Here is a 16,279-nt window from a genome sequence, read left to right as displayed (position 1 = left end):
AGGATCCCAAGCCGGATGCGCGTGCTGCTGACCGCGATGGCGATCTGCCTGACGGCGGCGTGCTCGCTGGATCCAACCCGGCTGCCGGTCCCGGGCGCCTACAGCCCCGACCACGCCTACCGAATCAAGATCCAGTTCTCCAGCGTGCTCAACCTGCCCGCCCGGGCCAAGGTGGACTCCGGTGGAGTGCAGATCGGCGTGCTCGACCACGTCCAGCTCGACGGCGCCACGGCGGTCGCCTACGTCGATATCGCCGGCGACACAAAGCTTCCCGGCAACACTCGCGCCGAACTGCGCCAGGCCACCCCCCTCGGCGACATCTACATCGCGCTCCTGCCGCCGGCGGATCGGGCCGGGGGCATGCCGGTGCTGCGCGACGGCGGCACCATCCCGTTGCGCAACACCGCCCCGGCCGACAACGTCGAAGACCTCTTGCGGTCAGTGTCGAACCTGGTGGCCGGCGGCGCGATCGGCACGCTGCAAAGCACCGTCGTCAACGCCAACAAAGCGTTCCCGAAAAGCCCAGCGGAGCTGACCCGGATGCAGCAGACCCTCGCCGGCGTACTCAATGACCTGGCGGCCAACCAGAACACCATCGACGGCATCCTGTCCAGCATGGAGAACATCACTACCAACATGGCGGCCAATACCGCGGTGTTCAACCGGCTGGTGACCGAGGGCCCGCCGAAGCTCCAAGGGCTTTCGGCGATCACCATGGCCATCCTCAACGTCGTCGGGGACTCTCGAGACGTCAGCAAGCTCGGCGGCGAGCTCACCAACCCGATCGTCGGCGACATCATGCAGATGCTTTCCTACCTCACGCCAATGGTCGGAACGCTGGCAACCGTCGACACCACCATTCCGGTGCTCGCCGACAAGCTGATCGCGTTCCTGCACTACAAGCTCCTCGGGTTCTTCCGCAACGGGGGCCCGAAATACATTGTCTCCGAACTTCATCCACCGACCGGGCACGAGGGCGTGGATCCCGCCGACAAGGCCGACCAGGCGGTCAAGGCGATGCAAAGCATGGGAATGCTGCCATGAAATTCGGAGCCCGCGCCACGCTGGCCATTCTGGCGGTGATGACCCTGGCCGGCGCGGCCTACATGTCGATCGGCGTACTCGACATCAGCCCGACCAAACAAGTCACCCGACTCACGTTGATGCTCGACACGTCCGGCGGCCTGATGCCCACATCGGAGGTGACGATGCGCGGCATCAAGGTCGGAAGGGTGAGGAGTATCGAGACCACGACGAGCGGGCTGGCGGTCGCGATCGACCTCGACCGCGCGCACCCGGTGCCCGCCGACAGCGCGATCAGCGTGGAAAATCTCTCCGCGGCCGGCGAGCAGTACATCGAGTTCAGACCGAAACTGATTGCGCCGCCGTACTTTAGCGACGGGACGGTGATCCCGGCAGACCGGGTCGCGCCGATGGTAACCGGCGCCGACTTGCTCACCAAGGCCAATGCCCTGATGTCTGCGCTGAACCTCGACCAAGTACACACCATCATCGACAACGTCTCCGCGGCGTTTGCCGGCAACGACGACAGCATCGATTCCCTGGCCACCACCGCCGGGTTGACCGCCAGGGTGATCCACGACGACAAGCAATTGCTGGCCACGCTGTTTAGCAACTTCGCCACGATGACCACCAACTTGGGCGACATCAACGCGGGCGAAGTGATCAGCGAGACCGGCAAGCTGCTACCGCGCTCGGTGCCGGCGTTCTTGCGGATGGTCCACGAAATCGAAACCCTTTCGCACACCGGCGTGGGCGTGGTCGGCCCCGACGATCCGGCGGGCGTCCTGGTAGCCAAGCTCAGCCAATGGCTCGACATGCTGGCCGGCCCGCTCAGCACCTTCACCACCGTCCTGGAACCCGCGGTCGCACCGCTACACGACGTCAAGGTGGACGCCGGGCACTGGCTCGACTTCTGGGAATCGACCTTCAACGACAGCGGCGGAATGCGGGTCCAACTCAACGTGCCCGAATGGCACCGGTGATCGGTGAACGAAGTTACGGCAAAGAAAGAGCTGGCATGACAAACTCAGCTATCAGCGAAGACGAAAAGACAGACGACAGCGAGCGTGAGCCTGACGGCGCCGGCATCACGGCGGCCGCCGCCGACGAGGCTGAGGCGAAGCCGGTCGCCGCCGACGACGCGCGGCCCAAGCGGTCGCCGAAGTTGCTGCCGTGGCCGCACAGCCCGAAGCGATGGGGCGCGGCCCTACTCGTGGCGGCGGTGCTCGCCGGCGGCGTGTTCGGGTTCATGAAGTACCGCCAGGTGACCGGCCAGCTCGCGGAGCTTCGCCAACAGCAAGCCGATCGCGACACCGTGTCGCAGCTGGCCAAGGACTACGCGCTGAAGTCGCTGACCTACAGCTTCGAAGACCCGGACGCCTTCTTCCGCTCCGTCGAAGACGGTGTGTCGCAGCAGCTTAAAGACAAATACGTCAACGCCAGCGATCTGCTCAAAAGCGTGATGCTGCAGGCCCAGGTCACCTCCACCGGTGAGGTGCTGGCCATCGACCCGGTCGCTCAGCCCGGTGGGGTCTACCAGGTGGTGGTGTCGGCCCACCAAACCACCCGCAATCTGCAAAACCCGACGCCCAAGGTCTCGATCATCCTGTTGCAGGTCACCGTCAACAAGGTGGGCAATACCTGGCAGGTTTCCGATATCGGCCCCAAGACCGGATCCCACCCGCCGGTCGAGCAGCAGCTCCCGCCGGCCGAGCCGCCTCCCGCTCCGGCCAAGCCTGCACCGAAACGGTAGGTGCGCGGCTGTGAAGCGGCTGCCGCTGCTGGTCGCGCTCGCGACGATGGCCACCGCGGGCACGGTCTGCCCCGCGTACCCCACCGCGGCGGCCGATACGACACTGCCGCCGTGCCCGCAGAGCGCCGCACCGATCAGCCCGCAGGCCACGTCGCCGCATTCGGACTGCCGAATGCACTCGGGCGCCCTCGATTTCGCGGTTAACTACTGGACCGTGCCGGAGTTGTCCGGGCCCGGCGCGGTGAAGGTTGTCGTGACCGACTCGTCGGGCGCGGTGGTGCAGACGATCGACGAGCTGCTGGAGCCCTCGAGCCCGGGGGGTGTCGTCCTCCAGGATGTCGACGGCGACGGCCGGGACGAGCTGATCATCCCGATCGCGCGACACCCGTTCAACGGCAGCCCAAACACCCGGTTCGCGGTGTGGCGCGCGCCGGGTGACCGCAACCATTACGAACGCACCCAGATGGTCGGACAGGCCGTCTATCCCAGCGGCGACGGCTATCTGGTGACCAACGCCGGGGCGCTGGACAGCCGGGACCTGACGTTCTATCTGCCGACCGATGCCGGGTACACGCTCGTTGTGGTGTTGACCATCGAGGCCGAGGAGGTGGATCCGAACACGCACCGGGTGCTGACCGTCGTTTGCCGCGCCCACCAGGAAGACGGCCTGCACGCGGTGGACATGAGCCTGCGCCAGGCCGAGGAGAGCTTCTGCGCGTCACCGGCCGCCAAAGCCATCTGGCCCGACGCCGAGCGCATCCAGATTCGGCAGTGGCGCCGAGGGCAGCAGTAACTAGGGCGCGCAGTAGTCGCGAGCCGTCGCCAGCTGCTGCCTCGCCCTGGCGAGATCGCTGGCGATTCGTTCTGGGCTGGCCGGTCGGTAGGGATCGCTGGCGTCGATCTGAGACGCCAGCATGTCCGAGCGAATCCGGAGGTCGACCGCGGCCGGACTCCTCAAGCCGTGCAGCGGCGCCAGAGCGTTCCGAACCTGGCCTGCCACGTAAGCCGGTGTCCCGGAGGGAGAAACCAGGTTGAACACGTTCTCCAGCCGATCGGCCGCCGGCACGATGACGCTGCACTCCGCGTCGACCGCGGCCGCCGCCGGCGTAGCCGTCGGGCACATCATGCCCGCGGCGACCAAGAGCGGCGCACAGAGAATTCGTCGATGCATTGGCCCCCACTTTTGCACCGCTCGGTCGTTCTGTCGCGAACTTCGTCCGATCTGGTGGGGGTCAGGCGTCCGGTTCCGGCGCCCACCGTGGCGGGCGCACGTCCGGCCGGTGCGCCGCACGCGCCGCCGCCAGGGTCGCGGCGCGCTCACCGTTGACCGCGGTCTGCGGTGGCGGCTGGCCCTTGCGCAGCGTGGTGATCAGCTCGCGGTATGGGCCGATGATGTAGACGGTGTCGCCGGCCTTCAGTCGGGCGTCGCGGCGGGGACGCAACCTCACCGGCCCTTCCGGTCGCGTGATCGCGATGACGCGGGTTTGGGTGGACAGTTCCACCATCCGCAGCCCGTCCAGCTCGCTACCCGGCGCCACCAGCATTCCGCCGACCATGAAGGAGCGCTGCCCGACCCAAAACGTCCCGAGCACGTGCAAACCCATCGCCGCGCCGATGAACCAGGGGGCCGCGAGGTCGACGATCGACCGCACGTTTTCGAAGCCGAACCGCCGATTCACCGCCGTGCCCAACGCGCGGCCCTGGACGCGCATGACGATCGGAACCTTGGTGTCGGATCCCAGGATCTCCAGCAAGACGATCCCGGTCTCGATGTTCTCCATGTCGTCCTGGGTCACCACCGCCACTCCGCGGGCGCGATCGACGCGCGCCGATTCCAGCGTCTGGCGCATCGTCGAATCCCCGAAGATCACCGGCACATCGAGTTCGGCCACGGTCTGCAGGAAGCGGTTGTTCTCGTCCGGCTCGATGACGAGGACGTCGTATCCGGCAGCGCTGAGATCGCGGACGACGCGGACGCCGATGGACCCCAGTCCGACGACGACGACGTGGTCGCGCATGTGGCGTGCCCGGCGGAGGCCGGCCGTCTGCACGAAGCGGCGCGACAGCAGCAGGTCGGCGAGGAAGGCGACCAGGATGGCGGTCACGCTCGCGCCGCCGAACATCAACGCAACGCCGAACAGTCGCAGGGATGTGGATTGCTGGGCGAAGCTGAAATCGCCGTAGCCCACGGTGGTAATCGTCTCGGACGCGAAGTACAGGGCATCGACCCATGACATCCGCGGGTTCCGGTAGGTGAAGTGCACCAGGGCCGTCGAGCCGAGCGTGAGGAACAGTGCGAAGGCCAACGAGGGCACCAGCATGGGGTTCACGTCGTCGCGCATGGCGCGCGCGGCGTCGATGCCGCGTCGCAGCCGGGAGTGGCGAGAGCGCGTCACGGGCGGCGGAGGCACGGTGATACCCCGGGCCTCCAACTCGTCTTTGACGCCGATCATCGACGTCCAGTCCCCGGCGTAGACCCGCAGATCCCGTCCCGGGCAGGGCACCACCTCGCCCGGGGTCGGTGAATTCTTACCGTGGACCACCGCCACGGGGGCCAGGTCGGCGTAGATCTCGCGCAGTGTCGCGTCGTACGGCGCCTCGGCTCCCCAGACAACAAACTCGATGCCGGCCGTCTCGAACTGGTGCGCATTGCGCGACAGCACAGCCTCGACGAGGGAGGGCGTCGCGAGGTCGGCGACGTCCAGGATCGCGCCCGGGCCGCTGACGGCGGTCACCGCCTCGCGCAGCACGTCGTTGGCCAGGCGCGCAACCACGCGAACGTTCGGGCTGTATTCCCTTGCCAATAATGCGATTTCGAGGTTGACCGCATCGTTGGGCCCGGCACAGACGACGGCGCGTGCGCGATGAACCCCGGCACCGAGCAGATCGGCGGCGGTGTTGATCTTGATGATCCGCGCGCCGGCGCCTCGGAGCTCCTCGGCGATCGTCTTCGACAGTGGGTCGTCGCCGCCGACGATGATCTCGCGATGAAATTGGAAAACCTCTCCCATTTCGCGGGATGGCCTCGCTCGTGTGTCACCGGGGTCCCTCGCGGCAACGGCCTTCATTCCTAGAACTATCGGCCACCAAGCCGGAATGTGCCACCGGAGAAAGCCCGGGTCTTACTGTGACGCAACAGGTTCGACTTGAGCTCGTCACGCGGACGAAATAGATGTGGCGTAAAGAGAGCCATCGCACCACTGCCGTCGCACGTGAAACGTCTTGCGCAAAGGAGCATTCTGTGTCCGAAAAGACACCCGACGATATCTTCAAATTAGCCAGGGACGGGAACATCGAGTACGTCGACGTGCGATTTTGCGACCTGCCAGGAACCATGCAGCACTTCACGATTCCGATCTACGCCTTCGGCGAGAACGTGTTCGAAGAGGGCCTGGCTTTCGACGGCTCCTCGATTCGCGGGTTTCAATCGATCCACGAGTCCGACATGCTGCTGCTTCCCGATCCGGAAACCGCGACGATCGACCCGTTCCGTGCCGCCAAGACGCTGAACCTGAACTTCTTTGTGCACGACCCGTTCACCCTCGAGGTGTACTCGCGCGATCCGCGCAACGTTGCCCGCAAGGCGGAGAACTACCTGATCGCCTCCGGCGTCGCCGACACCGCTTACTTCGGCCCGGAAGCCGAGTTCTACATCTTCGACTCGGTCAGCTTCGACTCGCGCACGGACACCGCGTTCTACAAGGTGGACGCGACATCGGGGTGGTGGAACACCGGCGCGGAGGCCGAGTCCGACGGGGGCCCCAACCTCGGCTACAAGGTCCGTCCCAAGGGCGGCTATTTCCCGGTGGCCCCCACCGACCACTACGTCGACCTGCGCGACGAGATGCTCACCCACCTGACCAACGCCGGCTTTTCCCTGGAGAAGGGCCACCACGAAGTGGGCAGCGGCGGTCAGGCCGAGATCAACTACCAGTTCAACACGCTGCTGCACGCGGCCGACGATCATCAGATGTTCAAGTACGTCGTCAAGCAAACTGCGTGGCAGGCCGGCAAGACCGTGACGTTCATGCCCAAGCCACTGTTCGGCGACAACGGCTCCGGCATGCACTGCCACCAGTCGCTGTGGAAGGACGGTGTCCCGCTGATGTACGACGAGACCGGCTACGCCGGCCTGTCGGACACCGCGCGGCACTACATCGGCGGCCTGCTCTACCACGCGCCGTCGTTGCTGGCGTTCACCAACCCCACGGTCAATTCCTACAAGCGCCTGGTTCCGGGGTACGAGGCTCCCATCAACCTGGTCTACAGCCAGCGCAACCGCTCGGCGTGCGTGCGCATCCCGATCACCGGCAACAACCCGAAAACCAAGCGGCTGGAGTTCCGTTGCCCCGATGCCTCGGGCAACCCATATCTGTCCTTCGCGGCCCAGCTGATGGCCGGGTTGGACGGCATCAAGAACAAGATCGAACCGCCTCCGCCGGTCGACAAGGACCTCTACGAGCTGCCGCCGGAGGAGGCCGCGGAAATCCCGCAGGCGCCCACGCAGCTGTCCGTGGTGATCGACCGGCTGGAGGAAGACAGCGAATACCTCACCGAGGGCGGTGTGTTCACGCCCGACCTGATCGAGACGTGGATCAGCTATAAGCGCGATTACGAGATCGCCCCCGTCAACCTGCGGCCGACCCCCTACGAGTTCGCCCTGTACTACGACGTCTAGGGGCCGCTGCCTCAGGGCCGCTCGAAATGCTGGTAGTCGAGCGGCGTCGTCCAGGCCCCACCCCACTGCCAGCCCCGGTCGGTGAAGGCGCGAACGGCGGGGTCGCCGTCGTGGAGGAGCCCCGGGTCGGTGCGGCCGCGGTCCACGTAGGGCGCCGCGTTCTTGGGCACGAATGCACCGCCGGCGTAGATGCACGGGTTAAGCAGCGGATTGAGATCGATGGCCCGGCCGTACGCGTGCGGAGACCATTGCTTGGATCCCGGGATGCCTCGGCAATTGAACGCCGACGTGTTGTCGTCCGCCATGGACAGCTCATCATCGGCGGCTGGGTAGTGATCGACCGTGCGGATCTTGTCGATGGGAAAGCCCAGCCGGTAGAGCTCCCCGAAGATCGTGATGACCTCCGGCACCAGGTCTTGATGGACGATCAACTCGCCGCGGTGTGTCCGGCCGTCAAAACCGATGTGGTCGACGGCGACCCGCCGGAGCTGCGCGGGTTCGACCGGGCAGCCCGGGCGCCAGCTCGCGCCCAGTTCCGCGGGCGTGACCGGCTGAACGGTCGCCTCGGCGGCGGCCGACGTGGCACCCGGCGCGGACGGCGGGGGGCTCGGCGGTGGCGGTGTGGCCGCCCGCGGTGGCGGCGTGGAGGCGCACTGCGTCAGCACGACGGCAGCCGCCGCCATGAGGGCCGGCGCGAAAAACCTTCGGCACCGCGACGTGAATGGGGATCCCACCGGGCATCAACTATAGGACTGCACGCGGCCAGGCGGCCGACTTACGCTTGCGGCATGCCCGGTAAGCATTCGGTGCGAAAAATCGTTGCCGTCGGCGCCGTCTTGCTTGCCCTCGCCGCGGCTTCCTCGCCCGGCGATGCGGCGCGCACGCCCGTGAGCGAGGGACCGCAGGTGCTGCAGCTGCCGCCGGTGCCGCCGGTGCCGCCGGTGTTGCAGCTGCCGCCGGCGTCGCCGGTGTTGCAGGCGCCGCCCGAGCCCCCGGCGCCCGAATTCGCCACCGTCTCCAAGCTGATGAACGACGCGATCGCGGCGCGGCGGCTACCGGGTGCGGTGGTGGTGATCGGGCACGGCGGCAAGGTCGTCTTCCACCAGGCTTACGGTTCGCGCAAGCTCGACGGCGAACAGGGGCTGGACGGGTCGCCCGCGCCGGCGGAGCCGATGACCGAGGACACGATCTTCGATTTGGCTTCGCTGACAAAGTGTCTCGCAACGGCGACCGCGATCATGCAGCTGTACGAGCAAGGCAAGGTCGCCTTCGACGATCCCGTGCAGAAGTATCTGCCCGACTTCAACCCGGCCAACGATCCGCAGCGTGCCGAGGTGACCGTCCGGATGTTGCTCACGAACACGTCCGGCGAGGGGATAGACGTCAGCCTGGGCGACCCGTGGGGACTGGCCGGCGCCGACAAGACAGAAGGTGTCCATCGCGCGCTCAGCATCCCGCTCCAGTCGGGGCCCGGTGCGGCTTTCCGTTACTCCGACATCAACTACATCCTGCTCGGCGCGCTGCTCGAAAAAGTCACCGGCGACCCCGAAGACGTTTACGTTCAGCAAAACATCTTTGCGCCGCTTGGCATGAACGACACCCGCTATCTGCCCGCCGCCAAAGCCTGTGGCCCGCACGGGATTCGGGGGGCCGCGGTTACGTGGGCTCCCTCGCCCGTTCGACGAGAGCCCGAAAGTTGTCCCGCGGGAGCGTGGGACGCCAGCCTCTTGCCGCGCATCGCCCCGACAGCCCTCGACGAGGAAAGCCGGGCCGATCCGGCCGAAAACCCCGATTACGGCTACCTGCTTCGTGGCACCGTGCATGACCCGACGGCGCGTCGCATGGGGGGAGTGGCCGGGAATGCCGGTGTGTTCGCGACGGCGCACGATGTCGGCGGCTACGCGCAGGCCCTGCTCGATCGGCTCGCGGGTCGCCCGAGCACGTTTCCGCTGCGGCCCGCGACTCTGGAGTTGATGACGACTCCCCAGCAACCCGGACATACCGCGCACCAACTCGAAGCGGCCAACCAAGCCGCCCGGACCACCAACTACCCGGCGATCAGCGGGCAGAACCTGTTCGGCTTCGGTTGGGACATCGACACGGGTTTTTCCAGGCCGCGCGGCACCGTCTTTCCCGTCGGCAGCTTCGGCAACACCGGCTTCACCGGAACGACGCTGTGGATGGACCCCGGCTCAGACACCTATGTCGTCCTGCTCTCCAATTCGATCCACCTGCGCGGCAGTCCGCCGATCTCGGATCTGCGCGGTGAGGTGGCCACCGCCGCGGCCCAGGCCTTGCGCCTATACGGCAGTGCCCCGCGGCCCGGGCGGGTAGACAAACCCCGGCGCTAGTTCGGCGCTGTGCCACACCGGTTGGTTCCGCGGCAAAGCGGTTCGTCGACAACGACTTTCGGCCCCGCGGACCTACTTCTGCGCACTGGGGCAATACGCGGTGACAGCCGACTGGGCCAAATGCTCCGCGTCGTCACGGGTGAAACGCATGGGCCACCGATTGCCGGCGGCGGTGTCCTGGTCCTGGGCGGACAGGATGTTGTTCACCGTCAACTCCAGTGACTGGGGGCGCGGTGGCAACAACAAAAAACAGGTGTGGTGGCCCAGCTCCATGAAACGCTGCCGGATCGCGGCCTTGCCGTTGTCCTTGATGCCGTAGCTGTCCAACATGGACAGGAATTGGGCGTCCGCTCCGTCGGCCGGGGCTATCGCCGCCGACGATGCGCTGATCGTCACCGTCTGCGGTCCCGGCGATGTCGCCGACTTGTCGCGGGACAGGTACACGCCCACGGAGATGAGACCGGCCAGGGCGGCCGCGGCGAACGCTGCCGCCGCGACGAGGACCCCGGCGGGCGTCTGCCTGCGGCGAAGTCCGCGCGGCACATGACGAGGCGCCGATCCGGTTGGGACATCGCGGCCCTCGACAGTCATGCGCCGCCTCCTATGACTCCCGGATGCGCGGCAACGGTGCTGCCCCTTCGCGGACCACGTCTACCCCCTGCCGGGCTTCCCCGGGTAACGCCACGTCCAATCAATATCGCACCGTTTGCATTCCTCGGTTTCAACGACACGTCAGTAGTCGATGTCGAAGTTTGTCACTTCTGCGGCGGTCCGTACAGGGTATTGGCGCCGCGCTACGGCCCTCCGCCGACGAGGTTGGCGTTTTGCGGGCAGTACGCGTGAACGGAGATGCTCACGTACGTCTCGGCGTCCAGCCCCGGGTTGCTCGCGTGAAACGCGTTGACGATCTGCGGCACCGAGACCCCACGACCGATGTCGTTGCACACCATCTTGCCGTTGGAGATGGCGGCCTCCGGATTGGCGAACGAAATGCCGTGGTTGTTCAGGTTCTGTACGTACTTGTTGTCCTGGTCCGGCGTGGAGGCGATGGACGGCGGCGCGGCCGAGGCCGACGGGGTCGCGGGCGCGGGCGCCGCTCCCTTGGGCGCGGCGGGCTGAGTGCCCTTGGGATCCGGGTTCAGCAGCCAAAAGGCGAAAATGATCGCTCCCGCGAGGGCAAGACCAGCGGCGAGCAACGCGCCGGCCTTGCGCCAGGTGGCGCTCCAGGATTGACGGTCGCTCGCTGGTTCGCCCCCGACGTCGTCGTCATAGGCGCGCGGGGACGTGCGATCGGCGGCATCCGCCGTTGCGTCATTGGGTACGGCAACCGTCTCGGCGCGGTTGAGCGCGAACGTTTCGTCGCCAGCCGGGGACGGCTCGGCCATGACGGCCATGGTAGCGAACCGGCAGCCCGCCGTGAGACCCTCACATGTCGATGGACCTGCTGCGGCGCGTGTTGCAATACGAGGTCAGCGTCGGGGCGCTGATCGAGATGGCGCTGTGGCTAGCGATTCCCTACCTGTCCATCGGGTTCGTCTGGGCCGTCGTGCACACCGAGGAAACGCAGCGGATGCAGGCGCGGCTTCAAAACGTGATGCCGGCCGGATCCGACGTCGCGGCCTTCGGGTTGACGGTGGCGTTGTGGCCGGCGTCGCCGCAAATCGCCGCCGCCTGCCCGGCCAAGTAGAACGCGCCGGCGCTCAGCCAGCGGCCGAACGTCGCCCGGTGACCTGCTCGATCCTGTGGGGCGAAACGCCCAGTCCGCGCAGGCAGAACCGCAGCGCGCGCTCGCGGACCACACCGCGGTCCCAGTGATGGGTGGCCCACTGCCGCTGCGTGCCGGCCCACACCACCCCGTGGATCGACTTCGCGGCGGTCATCGGGACGATGTCCTCGAACACGCCGAGTTCCAGGCCGCGCTCGAGCTGCTCCACGAGCGGTTCGAGTATCGCGCTGTATGCGGGTGCGACCATCTCGGGAGAGGAGACACCCCTGGAGTGGGCGTCCAGGGTGAGGCGGCGTACACCGTTGTCGTTAGCTTCACCGAATGCGAGTTCAAGTCGGCCGTCGACCCACGCGACAACCGCCTCGACCGGGTCGGCCGTGTTCGCCATTTTTCCTCTCAGCCTCTGCGTTTCGTGCCGGGCCAGCTCCAGGAAGACCGCGGCGACCAACTGGTCTTTGGAATCAAAGTGTCGGTAGAACGCGCGGGTGCTCAGCTTCGCGTGCTCGAGCACTGTCGCGACGCTCAGTCCCCGGACGCCGTGCTCGTGCATGGATCTCGATGCGGCGGCGACGATGGCGCACCGCACGTCGGGGTCGGGATCGAGCTTGCTCCGTCGTCGCGTTAGCTGGCCGTTCATGCGCGTCAGACGTGAGTGGTCCGGTTATACAGGCGTGTCATTACGCGTAGGTACCCCGCACAACCGTTAACGGAAACATTAATTTCAGGAGAAAACTGGGCGGCGGGTGCTGCAAGTGGAAACCAACGGTTCCACTAGCACGCGGCTTCGTCCCCGGCGGTGAGTTCTTCGATGACGCGGGGCGCCACGCCCAGCCCGCGCAGGCAGAAGCGCACGGCTCGTTCGCGGACTTCGTTGCGGTCCCAGTGATTCGTAGCCCACTGCCGCTGCGTGCCGGCCCACACCACCCCGTGGATCGACTTCGCGGCGGTCGCCGGGATGATGTCCTTGAACACGCCGAGCTCCAGGCCGCGTTGCAACTGCTCGATGAGCGGCTCGAGAATCGCACCGTAGGCGGGTGCCACCATGTCAGGAACGGAGAACGACTTCGACTGGGCCTCCAGGGACACCTGGCGCAGCTCCGCTTTGATCTCCTCGTCGAATGCGAGGTCCAGCCGTCCGTCGATCCAGGCCGCCACGGCCTCGACCGGGTCGGTGGCCTCCGACATCCTGGTCTTCAGCCGCAGCACTTCGCTGCGCGTCATCTCGAGAAAGACCGCGGCCACCAACTGGTCCTTGGAGTCGAAGTGCCGATAGAACGCCCGGGTGCTCAGCCGGGCGCGTTCCAGAACCGTGGCGACGCTGAGCCCCCGAACCCCCTGCTCGCGAACCGATTTCGACGCGGCGTCCACGATGGCGCGGCGCACGTCGGGATCGGGTGCGAGTTTCTTGCGCCGGGGCGTGACCGTATGGCCGACATACTGCTGCGGACGTGCTGCCGGATCCCCCTGTCCCGTCATAGTTAACAAAAATAATCCGCTGATCGTTCGTCCACACCGCTTTCGGAAACCCCGTGTCGAGTGAGTCTTCGTCACGAAACGCCCATGAGCCGTCACGATGTTCGCGGACAGACTATTGGACGGATGCACAATTGTTTTCGCCCCGAGTTCCCGGCGACCATTCGTCGCTGGTATCGGAGCTTTCGGCGGGGTCGCGTACAGGCCCTCGAGCGCGATACGGCAAATGTGCGTGGTAGGAACGCGTTTGCCGAGATCGGTCGACTGGGCGAAACTTTTTTGCCCGGGCCAGGGTGGATTCTTTTAACTGAAAACGATAATTTCAGTGAACCGTAGTTCACCGGGGCGATTGGCTCTAGGCTGCGGCCATGTCGATTGATCGCGCAGCGCTCCTGGCCGGCGGCATCCGTCTGGCGTCGGGCATCTCTTTCCTCGTCGATCCGCTCCGGGCGAACCGGTGGTGGGGCGATCCGGAGGAGCCGACGCCGACGGCGCAACTGTTGCTGCGTTCGATGGGCTATCGCGATGCGCTGATCGGGGGGCTGCTCGCGGCGGCCGCGCTGCGCGGCAAGAACACCCGCGGCTGGTTTTTGGCTTCCGCCGGCGCCGACGCGGCCGACCTGCTCGGCGGCGTCAGCGTGCACGATGAATTGAAACCCTCGCAACGGCTGATCGGACTGGGCGGCGCCGTGGTCGGCATCGGCGTCGGGCTCTGGGGCGCCAGTCGCAGGACTACGCGAGGCGAGACCGCGCAATGACGATGGGAGCACGCATGGGATTGGGTGTCCTGACTTTCATTACCGACGAGGGGATCGGCCCGGTCGAGCTGGGCCGGGCGCTCGAGGAGCGCGGGTTTGCCTCGCTGTTTTTGGCGGAGCATTCGCACATCCCGGTCAACGCCAAGACCCCATATCCGATGGGCGGCCCCATCCCGCGGAAGTACTACCGCACGCTGGATCCGTTCGTCGCGTTGACGGCGGCGGCGGTCGCGACCGAGAACCTTCTCCTCGGGACGGGGATCGCGCTGGTCCCGCAGCGCGATCCGATCCTGACCGCCAAGGAGGTCGTGTCCCTTGATCTGGTCTCCGGGGGACGGTTTCGCTTCGGCGTGGGGGTGGGCTGGCTGCGCGAAGAGATCGCCAACCACGGCGTCGATCCCAAGGTGCGCGGGCGGGTGGTCGACGAACGGCTGCGGGCGATGATCGAGATCTGGACGCAGGACGAGGCCGAATTCCACGGCGACTTCGTCGATTTCGATCCGATCTACAGCTGGCCGAAGCCGATCACGCGGCCGTACCCGCCGCTGTACTTGGGCGGGGGGCCGGCGAGCTTCCAGCGCATCGCCCGGCTCGAGGCCGGCTGGCTTGCCATGAGCCCGTCGGCGGATGCCCTTTCGGGTCAGCTGGAGGAACTGCGCGCCGCCGCCGGCCACGACGTGCCCGTGATCGGATCCCACTTGGGGAATCAGTCGTCGAAGGAGCTCGAGGGCTACCTTCCCCTCGGGCTGGAACAGGTCCTGGTGGAACTGCCGACGGAACCTCGCGACGAGACACTTCGCCGCCTGGACGAGCTGCAAGCCGAGTTCGCGAAACTGGCGTAAACCGTTGCCGCGTAGGCGAATCCAACCGAACGCGGCCGAAGCAGTCGCGCCGGTCACCAAATCTATTCTGGCCCAGGTCGGCATGCGCCAAGGATCTCGAGCCGATCCTGACGGGCGTGGTCTTCGGCTTACTGGCGCGCGCTTCGCGCAGGGCGAAATCGAGCTTGACCGCCGCCTGCCAGAGCCGCGCCGTCGCCCAGTAGCGGAACCCTAGGTGCCGCAGAACGTTTGGTACGCGCCGAAATCCTCCGGCGCGGGGCTGGCGTAGCGCTGCAAGCCCGGTCGTTCGTGGTACGGGTCGGTGACGGCCTCAAGGAGCCGCGCGAGCGGATCGAGATCGCCGGCCGTCGCCGCGGCCAAAGCCTCTTCGACGAGGTGGTTGCGTGGGATGTAGATCGGGTTGGCGCGGTCCATCGACTCGGCGTCGGGACCCAGGGCCCGCCAGCGTGACATCCATTCGTCGAAGCCGGCGAGGTTGACGAACAGCCCGCGCGCGGGCTCGGCGTCCCCTCGCGCGGCGTGGGCGAGGTGGCGGAAGAACGAGGTGTAGTCGACGTGGCTCTCCTTGAGCAGGGCGAGCAGCTCGTCGACCAATGGCGTGACCCGTTGTGCCGCAACGGACTCGGACAGGCCGAGCTTGGCGCGCATGCCGGGCGACCACACGGCATCGTAGGTGGGCCGGAACACCGCGAACCCCTGCTCGGCCAGCGCGACGGCCTCCTCGGCGTCGCCGGAGAGCAGCGGAAGCAGGGCCTCGGCGAACCGGGCGAGGTTCCACCCCGCGACGACCGGCTGGTTGCCGTAGGCGTAGCGGCCCCAGAAATCGATCGAGCTGAAGACCGTGTCCGGGTCGTAGGCCTCCATGAAGGCGCACGGGCCGTAGTCGATGGTTTCCCCCGAGATCGTCATGTTGTCGGTGTTCATCACGCCGTGCACGAACCCGATCAGCATCCATCGGGCGATCAGCGACGCCTGGGCGGCGGCCACGGCTTCGAACAGCGCCAGGTAGGGCCGGTCGGCCGTCGCCGCCGCGGGATGGTGGCGGGCGATCGCGTGGTCGGCGAGGCGTCGCAGCAGGTCGAGGTCGGCGGTGGACGCGGCGTATTGGAAGCTCCCGACGCGCAGGTGGCTGCTCGCGACGCGGGTGAGCACGGCGCCGGGCAGCAGCGTGTCGCGCTGTACCGGGCGCCCGGTGGCCACCACCGCCAGGGACCGCGTGGTGGGGACCCCCAGGGCGTGCATGGCTTCGCTGACGATGTATTCGCGCAGCATGGGCCCGACCGCGGCCAGGCCGTCACCGCCCCGCGCGAACGGCGTGGGGCCGGACCCCTTCAGATGGATGTCGCGCAGGCGCCCGTGGGGGTCGACGAGTTCGCCGAGCAGCAATGCCCGCCCGTCGCCCAGCCGCGGCGCGTAGCCGCCGAATTGGTGTCCGGCGTAGGCCTGCGCCACCGGAGCGGCCCCGTCGGGGACCAGGTTGCCCACCAGGAAACGCAGCCCGTCGGCGCTGCGCAGCCACGCGCCGTCGAGGCCGAGTTCCGCGGCCAATGCGTCGTTGACCACGAGGGGGTGCACCTCGGGAGCCGCCTCGGCCTGCCAGCGGACGGCCAGCTCCGGCAACTCGCGGAAGAACCGGTCGGCGAGGGCGACGGTCGTCTGCGGTGTGACGCTCACT

17 protein-coding genes are annotated in these 16,279 nt (G+C 67.0%); 9 read left to right on the top strand and 8 right to left on the bottom strand.

Translation table 11 applies throughout. The features are described from left to right. Positions 1 to 15: 15 nt before the first annotated feature. From MTAB308_RS08715 to MTAB308_RS08700, 4 genes are read left to right on the top strand one after another with little or no spacing between them, the layout of a single operon-like run. Positions 16 to 1,044: an MlaD family protein gene (locus tag MTAB308_RS08715; RefSeq protein WP_235852632.1), complete on the top strand. Its 1,029-nt coding sequence runs from the start codon at positions 16 to 18 to the stop codon at positions 1,042 to 1,044. Continuing rightward, positions 1,041 to 2,006 carry an MlaD family protein gene (locus tag MTAB308_RS08710; protein ID WP_066908881.1) on the top strand — a complete coding sequence of 322 codons (966 nt, stop codon included), beginning with the start codon at positions 1,041 to 1,043 and terminating at the stop codon, positions 2,004 to 2,006. The genes MTAB308_RS08715 and MTAB308_RS08710 overlap by 4 nt, the downstream gene beginning before the upstream one ends. Positions 2,007 to 2,041: 35 nt before the next feature. After that, positions 2,042 to 2,776 carry a hypothetical protein gene (locus MTAB308_RS08705; RefSeq protein ID WP_077099103.1) on the top strand — a complete coding sequence of 245 codons (735 nt, stop codon included), beginning with the start codon at positions 2,042 to 2,044 and terminating at the stop codon, positions 2,774 to 2,776. 46 nt (positions 2,777 to 2,822) lie between these two features. Continuing rightward, positions 2,823 to 3,569 carry a hypothetical protein gene (locus MTAB308_RS08700; RefSeq protein ID WP_096866095.1) on the top strand — a complete coding sequence of 249 codons (747 nt, stop codon included), beginning with the start codon at positions 2,823 to 2,825 and terminating at the stop codon, positions 3,567 to 3,569. Here MTAB308_RS08700 and MTAB308_RS08695 read toward each other — a convergent pair whose 3' ends face one another. Next, positions 3,570 to 3,947: a hypothetical protein gene (locus MTAB308_RS08695; RefSeq protein ID WP_066908887.1), complete on the bottom strand. Its 378-nt coding sequence runs from the start codon at positions 3,945 to 3,947 to the stop codon at positions 3,570 to 3,572. 61 nt (positions 3,948 to 4,008) lie between these two features. Continuing rightward, the gene (locus tag MTAB308_RS08690; RefSeq protein WP_083746482.1) at positions 4,009 to 5,787 is read right to left on the bottom strand and encodes an NAD-binding protein; all 1,779 of its coding nucleotides are present in this window, start codon (positions 5,785 to 5,787) and stop codon (positions 4,009 to 4,011) included. 230 nt (positions 5,788 to 6,017) lie between these two features. Between MTAB308_RS08690 and glnA the strand changes: the two genes are divergently transcribed. Further along, the gene (gene glnA, locus MTAB308_RS08685; protein WP_066908922.1) at positions 6,018 to 7,454 is read left to right on the top strand and encodes a type I glutamate--ammonia ligase; all 1,437 of its coding nucleotides are present in this window, start codon (positions 6,018 to 6,020) and stop codon (positions 7,452 to 7,454) included. Between the two features lie 11 nt (positions 7,455 to 7,465). On the opposite strand, the gene MTAB308_RS08680 is transcribed toward glnA, so the two are convergent. Then, positions 7,466 to 8,137 carry a M15 family metallopeptidase gene (locus tag MTAB308_RS08680; RefSeq protein ID WP_077099102.1) on the bottom strand — a complete coding sequence of 224 codons (672 nt, stop codon included), beginning with the start codon at positions 8,135 to 8,137 and terminating at the stop codon, positions 7,466 to 7,468. Positions 8,138 to 8,242: 105 nt separating this feature from the next. Here MTAB308_RS08680 and MTAB308_RS08675 point away from each other — a divergent pair, with 105 nt between their 5' ends. Next, positions 8,243 to 9,805 (top strand): serine hydrolase domain-containing protein, encoded by a 1,563-nt coding sequence (locus MTAB308_RS08675; protein WP_077099101.1) that lies wholly within the window; start codon positions 8,243 to 8,245, stop codon positions 9,803 to 9,805. 72 nt (positions 9,806 to 9,877) lie between these two features. On the opposite strand, the gene MTAB308_RS08670 is transcribed toward MTAB308_RS08675, so the two are convergent. Together MTAB308_RS08670 and MTAB308_RS08665 are read right to left on the bottom strand one after the other, a co-directional pair. After that, positions 9,878 to 10,396 (bottom strand): DUF732 domain-containing protein, encoded by a 519-nt coding sequence (locus MTAB308_RS08670; protein ID WP_083746481.1) that lies wholly within the window; start codon positions 10,394 to 10,396, stop codon positions 9,878 to 9,880. A 203-nt stretch (positions 10,397 to 10,599) separates the two neighbouring features. Continuing rightward, positions 10,600 to 11,190 carry a DUF732 domain-containing protein gene (locus MTAB308_RS08665; RefSeq protein ID WP_157900927.1) on the bottom strand — a complete coding sequence of 197 codons (591 nt, stop codon included), beginning with the start codon at positions 11,188 to 11,190 and terminating at the stop codon, positions 10,600 to 10,602. 44 nt (positions 11,191 to 11,234) lie between these two features. Between MTAB308_RS08665 and MTAB308_RS08660 the strand changes: the two genes are divergently transcribed. Beyond that, complete coding sequence (locus MTAB308_RS08660; protein WP_077099098.1) at positions 11,235 to 11,492, top strand: hypothetical protein; 258 nt, start codon at positions 11,235 to 11,237, stop codon at positions 11,490 to 11,492. 13 nt (positions 11,493 to 11,505) lie between these two features. Here the strand turns inward: MTAB308_RS08660 and MTAB308_RS08655 are convergent, their stop codons facing one another. Both MTAB308_RS08655 and MTAB308_RS08650 read right to left on the bottom strand, forming a co-directional pair. Then, on the bottom strand, positions 11,506 to 12,168 hold the full coding sequence (locus MTAB308_RS08655; RefSeq protein ID WP_077099097.1) for a TetR/AcrR family transcriptional regulator: 663 nt from the start codon (positions 12,166 to 12,168) through the stop codon (positions 11,506 to 11,508). Positions 12,169 to 12,302: 134 nt separating this feature from the next. After that, positions 12,303 to 13,007 (bottom strand): TetR/AcrR family transcriptional regulator, encoded by a 705-nt coding sequence (locus tag MTAB308_RS08650; RefSeq protein WP_083746480.1) that lies wholly within the window; start codon positions 13,005 to 13,007, stop codon positions 12,303 to 12,305. Between the two features lie 365 nt (positions 13,008 to 13,372). On the opposite strand from MTAB308_RS08650, the gene MTAB308_RS08645 reads away from it, so the two are divergent. Together MTAB308_RS08645 and MTAB308_RS08640 are read left to right on the top strand one after the other, a co-directional pair. Further along, positions 13,373 to 13,762: a DUF4267 domain-containing protein gene (locus MTAB308_RS08645; RefSeq protein WP_077099095.1), complete on the top strand. Its 390-nt coding sequence runs from the start codon at positions 13,373 to 13,375 to the stop codon at positions 13,760 to 13,762. A gap of 14 nt (positions 13,763 to 13,776) precedes the next feature. Then, positions 13,777 to 14,604, top strand: coding sequence for an LLM class F420-dependent oxidoreductase (locus tag MTAB308_RS08640; RefSeq protein ID WP_077099094.1), 828 nt, complete (start codon positions 13,777 to 13,779; stop codon positions 14,602 to 14,604). A 210-nt stretch (positions 14,605 to 14,814) separates the two neighbouring features. On the opposite strand, the gene MTAB308_RS08635 is transcribed toward MTAB308_RS08640, so the two are convergent. Continuing rightward, positions 14,815 to 16,278 (bottom strand): protein adenylyltransferase SelO, encoded by a 1,464-nt coding sequence (locus MTAB308_RS08635; RefSeq protein ID WP_077099093.1) that lies wholly within the window; start codon positions 16,276 to 16,278, stop codon positions 14,815 to 14,817. Between the last annotated feature and the right edge of the window lies 1 nt (position 16,279).

Origin of the sequence: Mycobacterium terramassiliense (genome assembly GCF_900157385.1) — a bacterium.
Taxonomy (GTDB): Bacteria; Actinomycetota; Actinomycetes; order Mycobacteriales; family Mycobacteriaceae; genus Mycobacterium; species Mycobacterium terramassiliense.
Note: the sequence above shows the minus strand (reverse complement) of the source record. Positions and strands in the feature narration are given on the sequence as shown.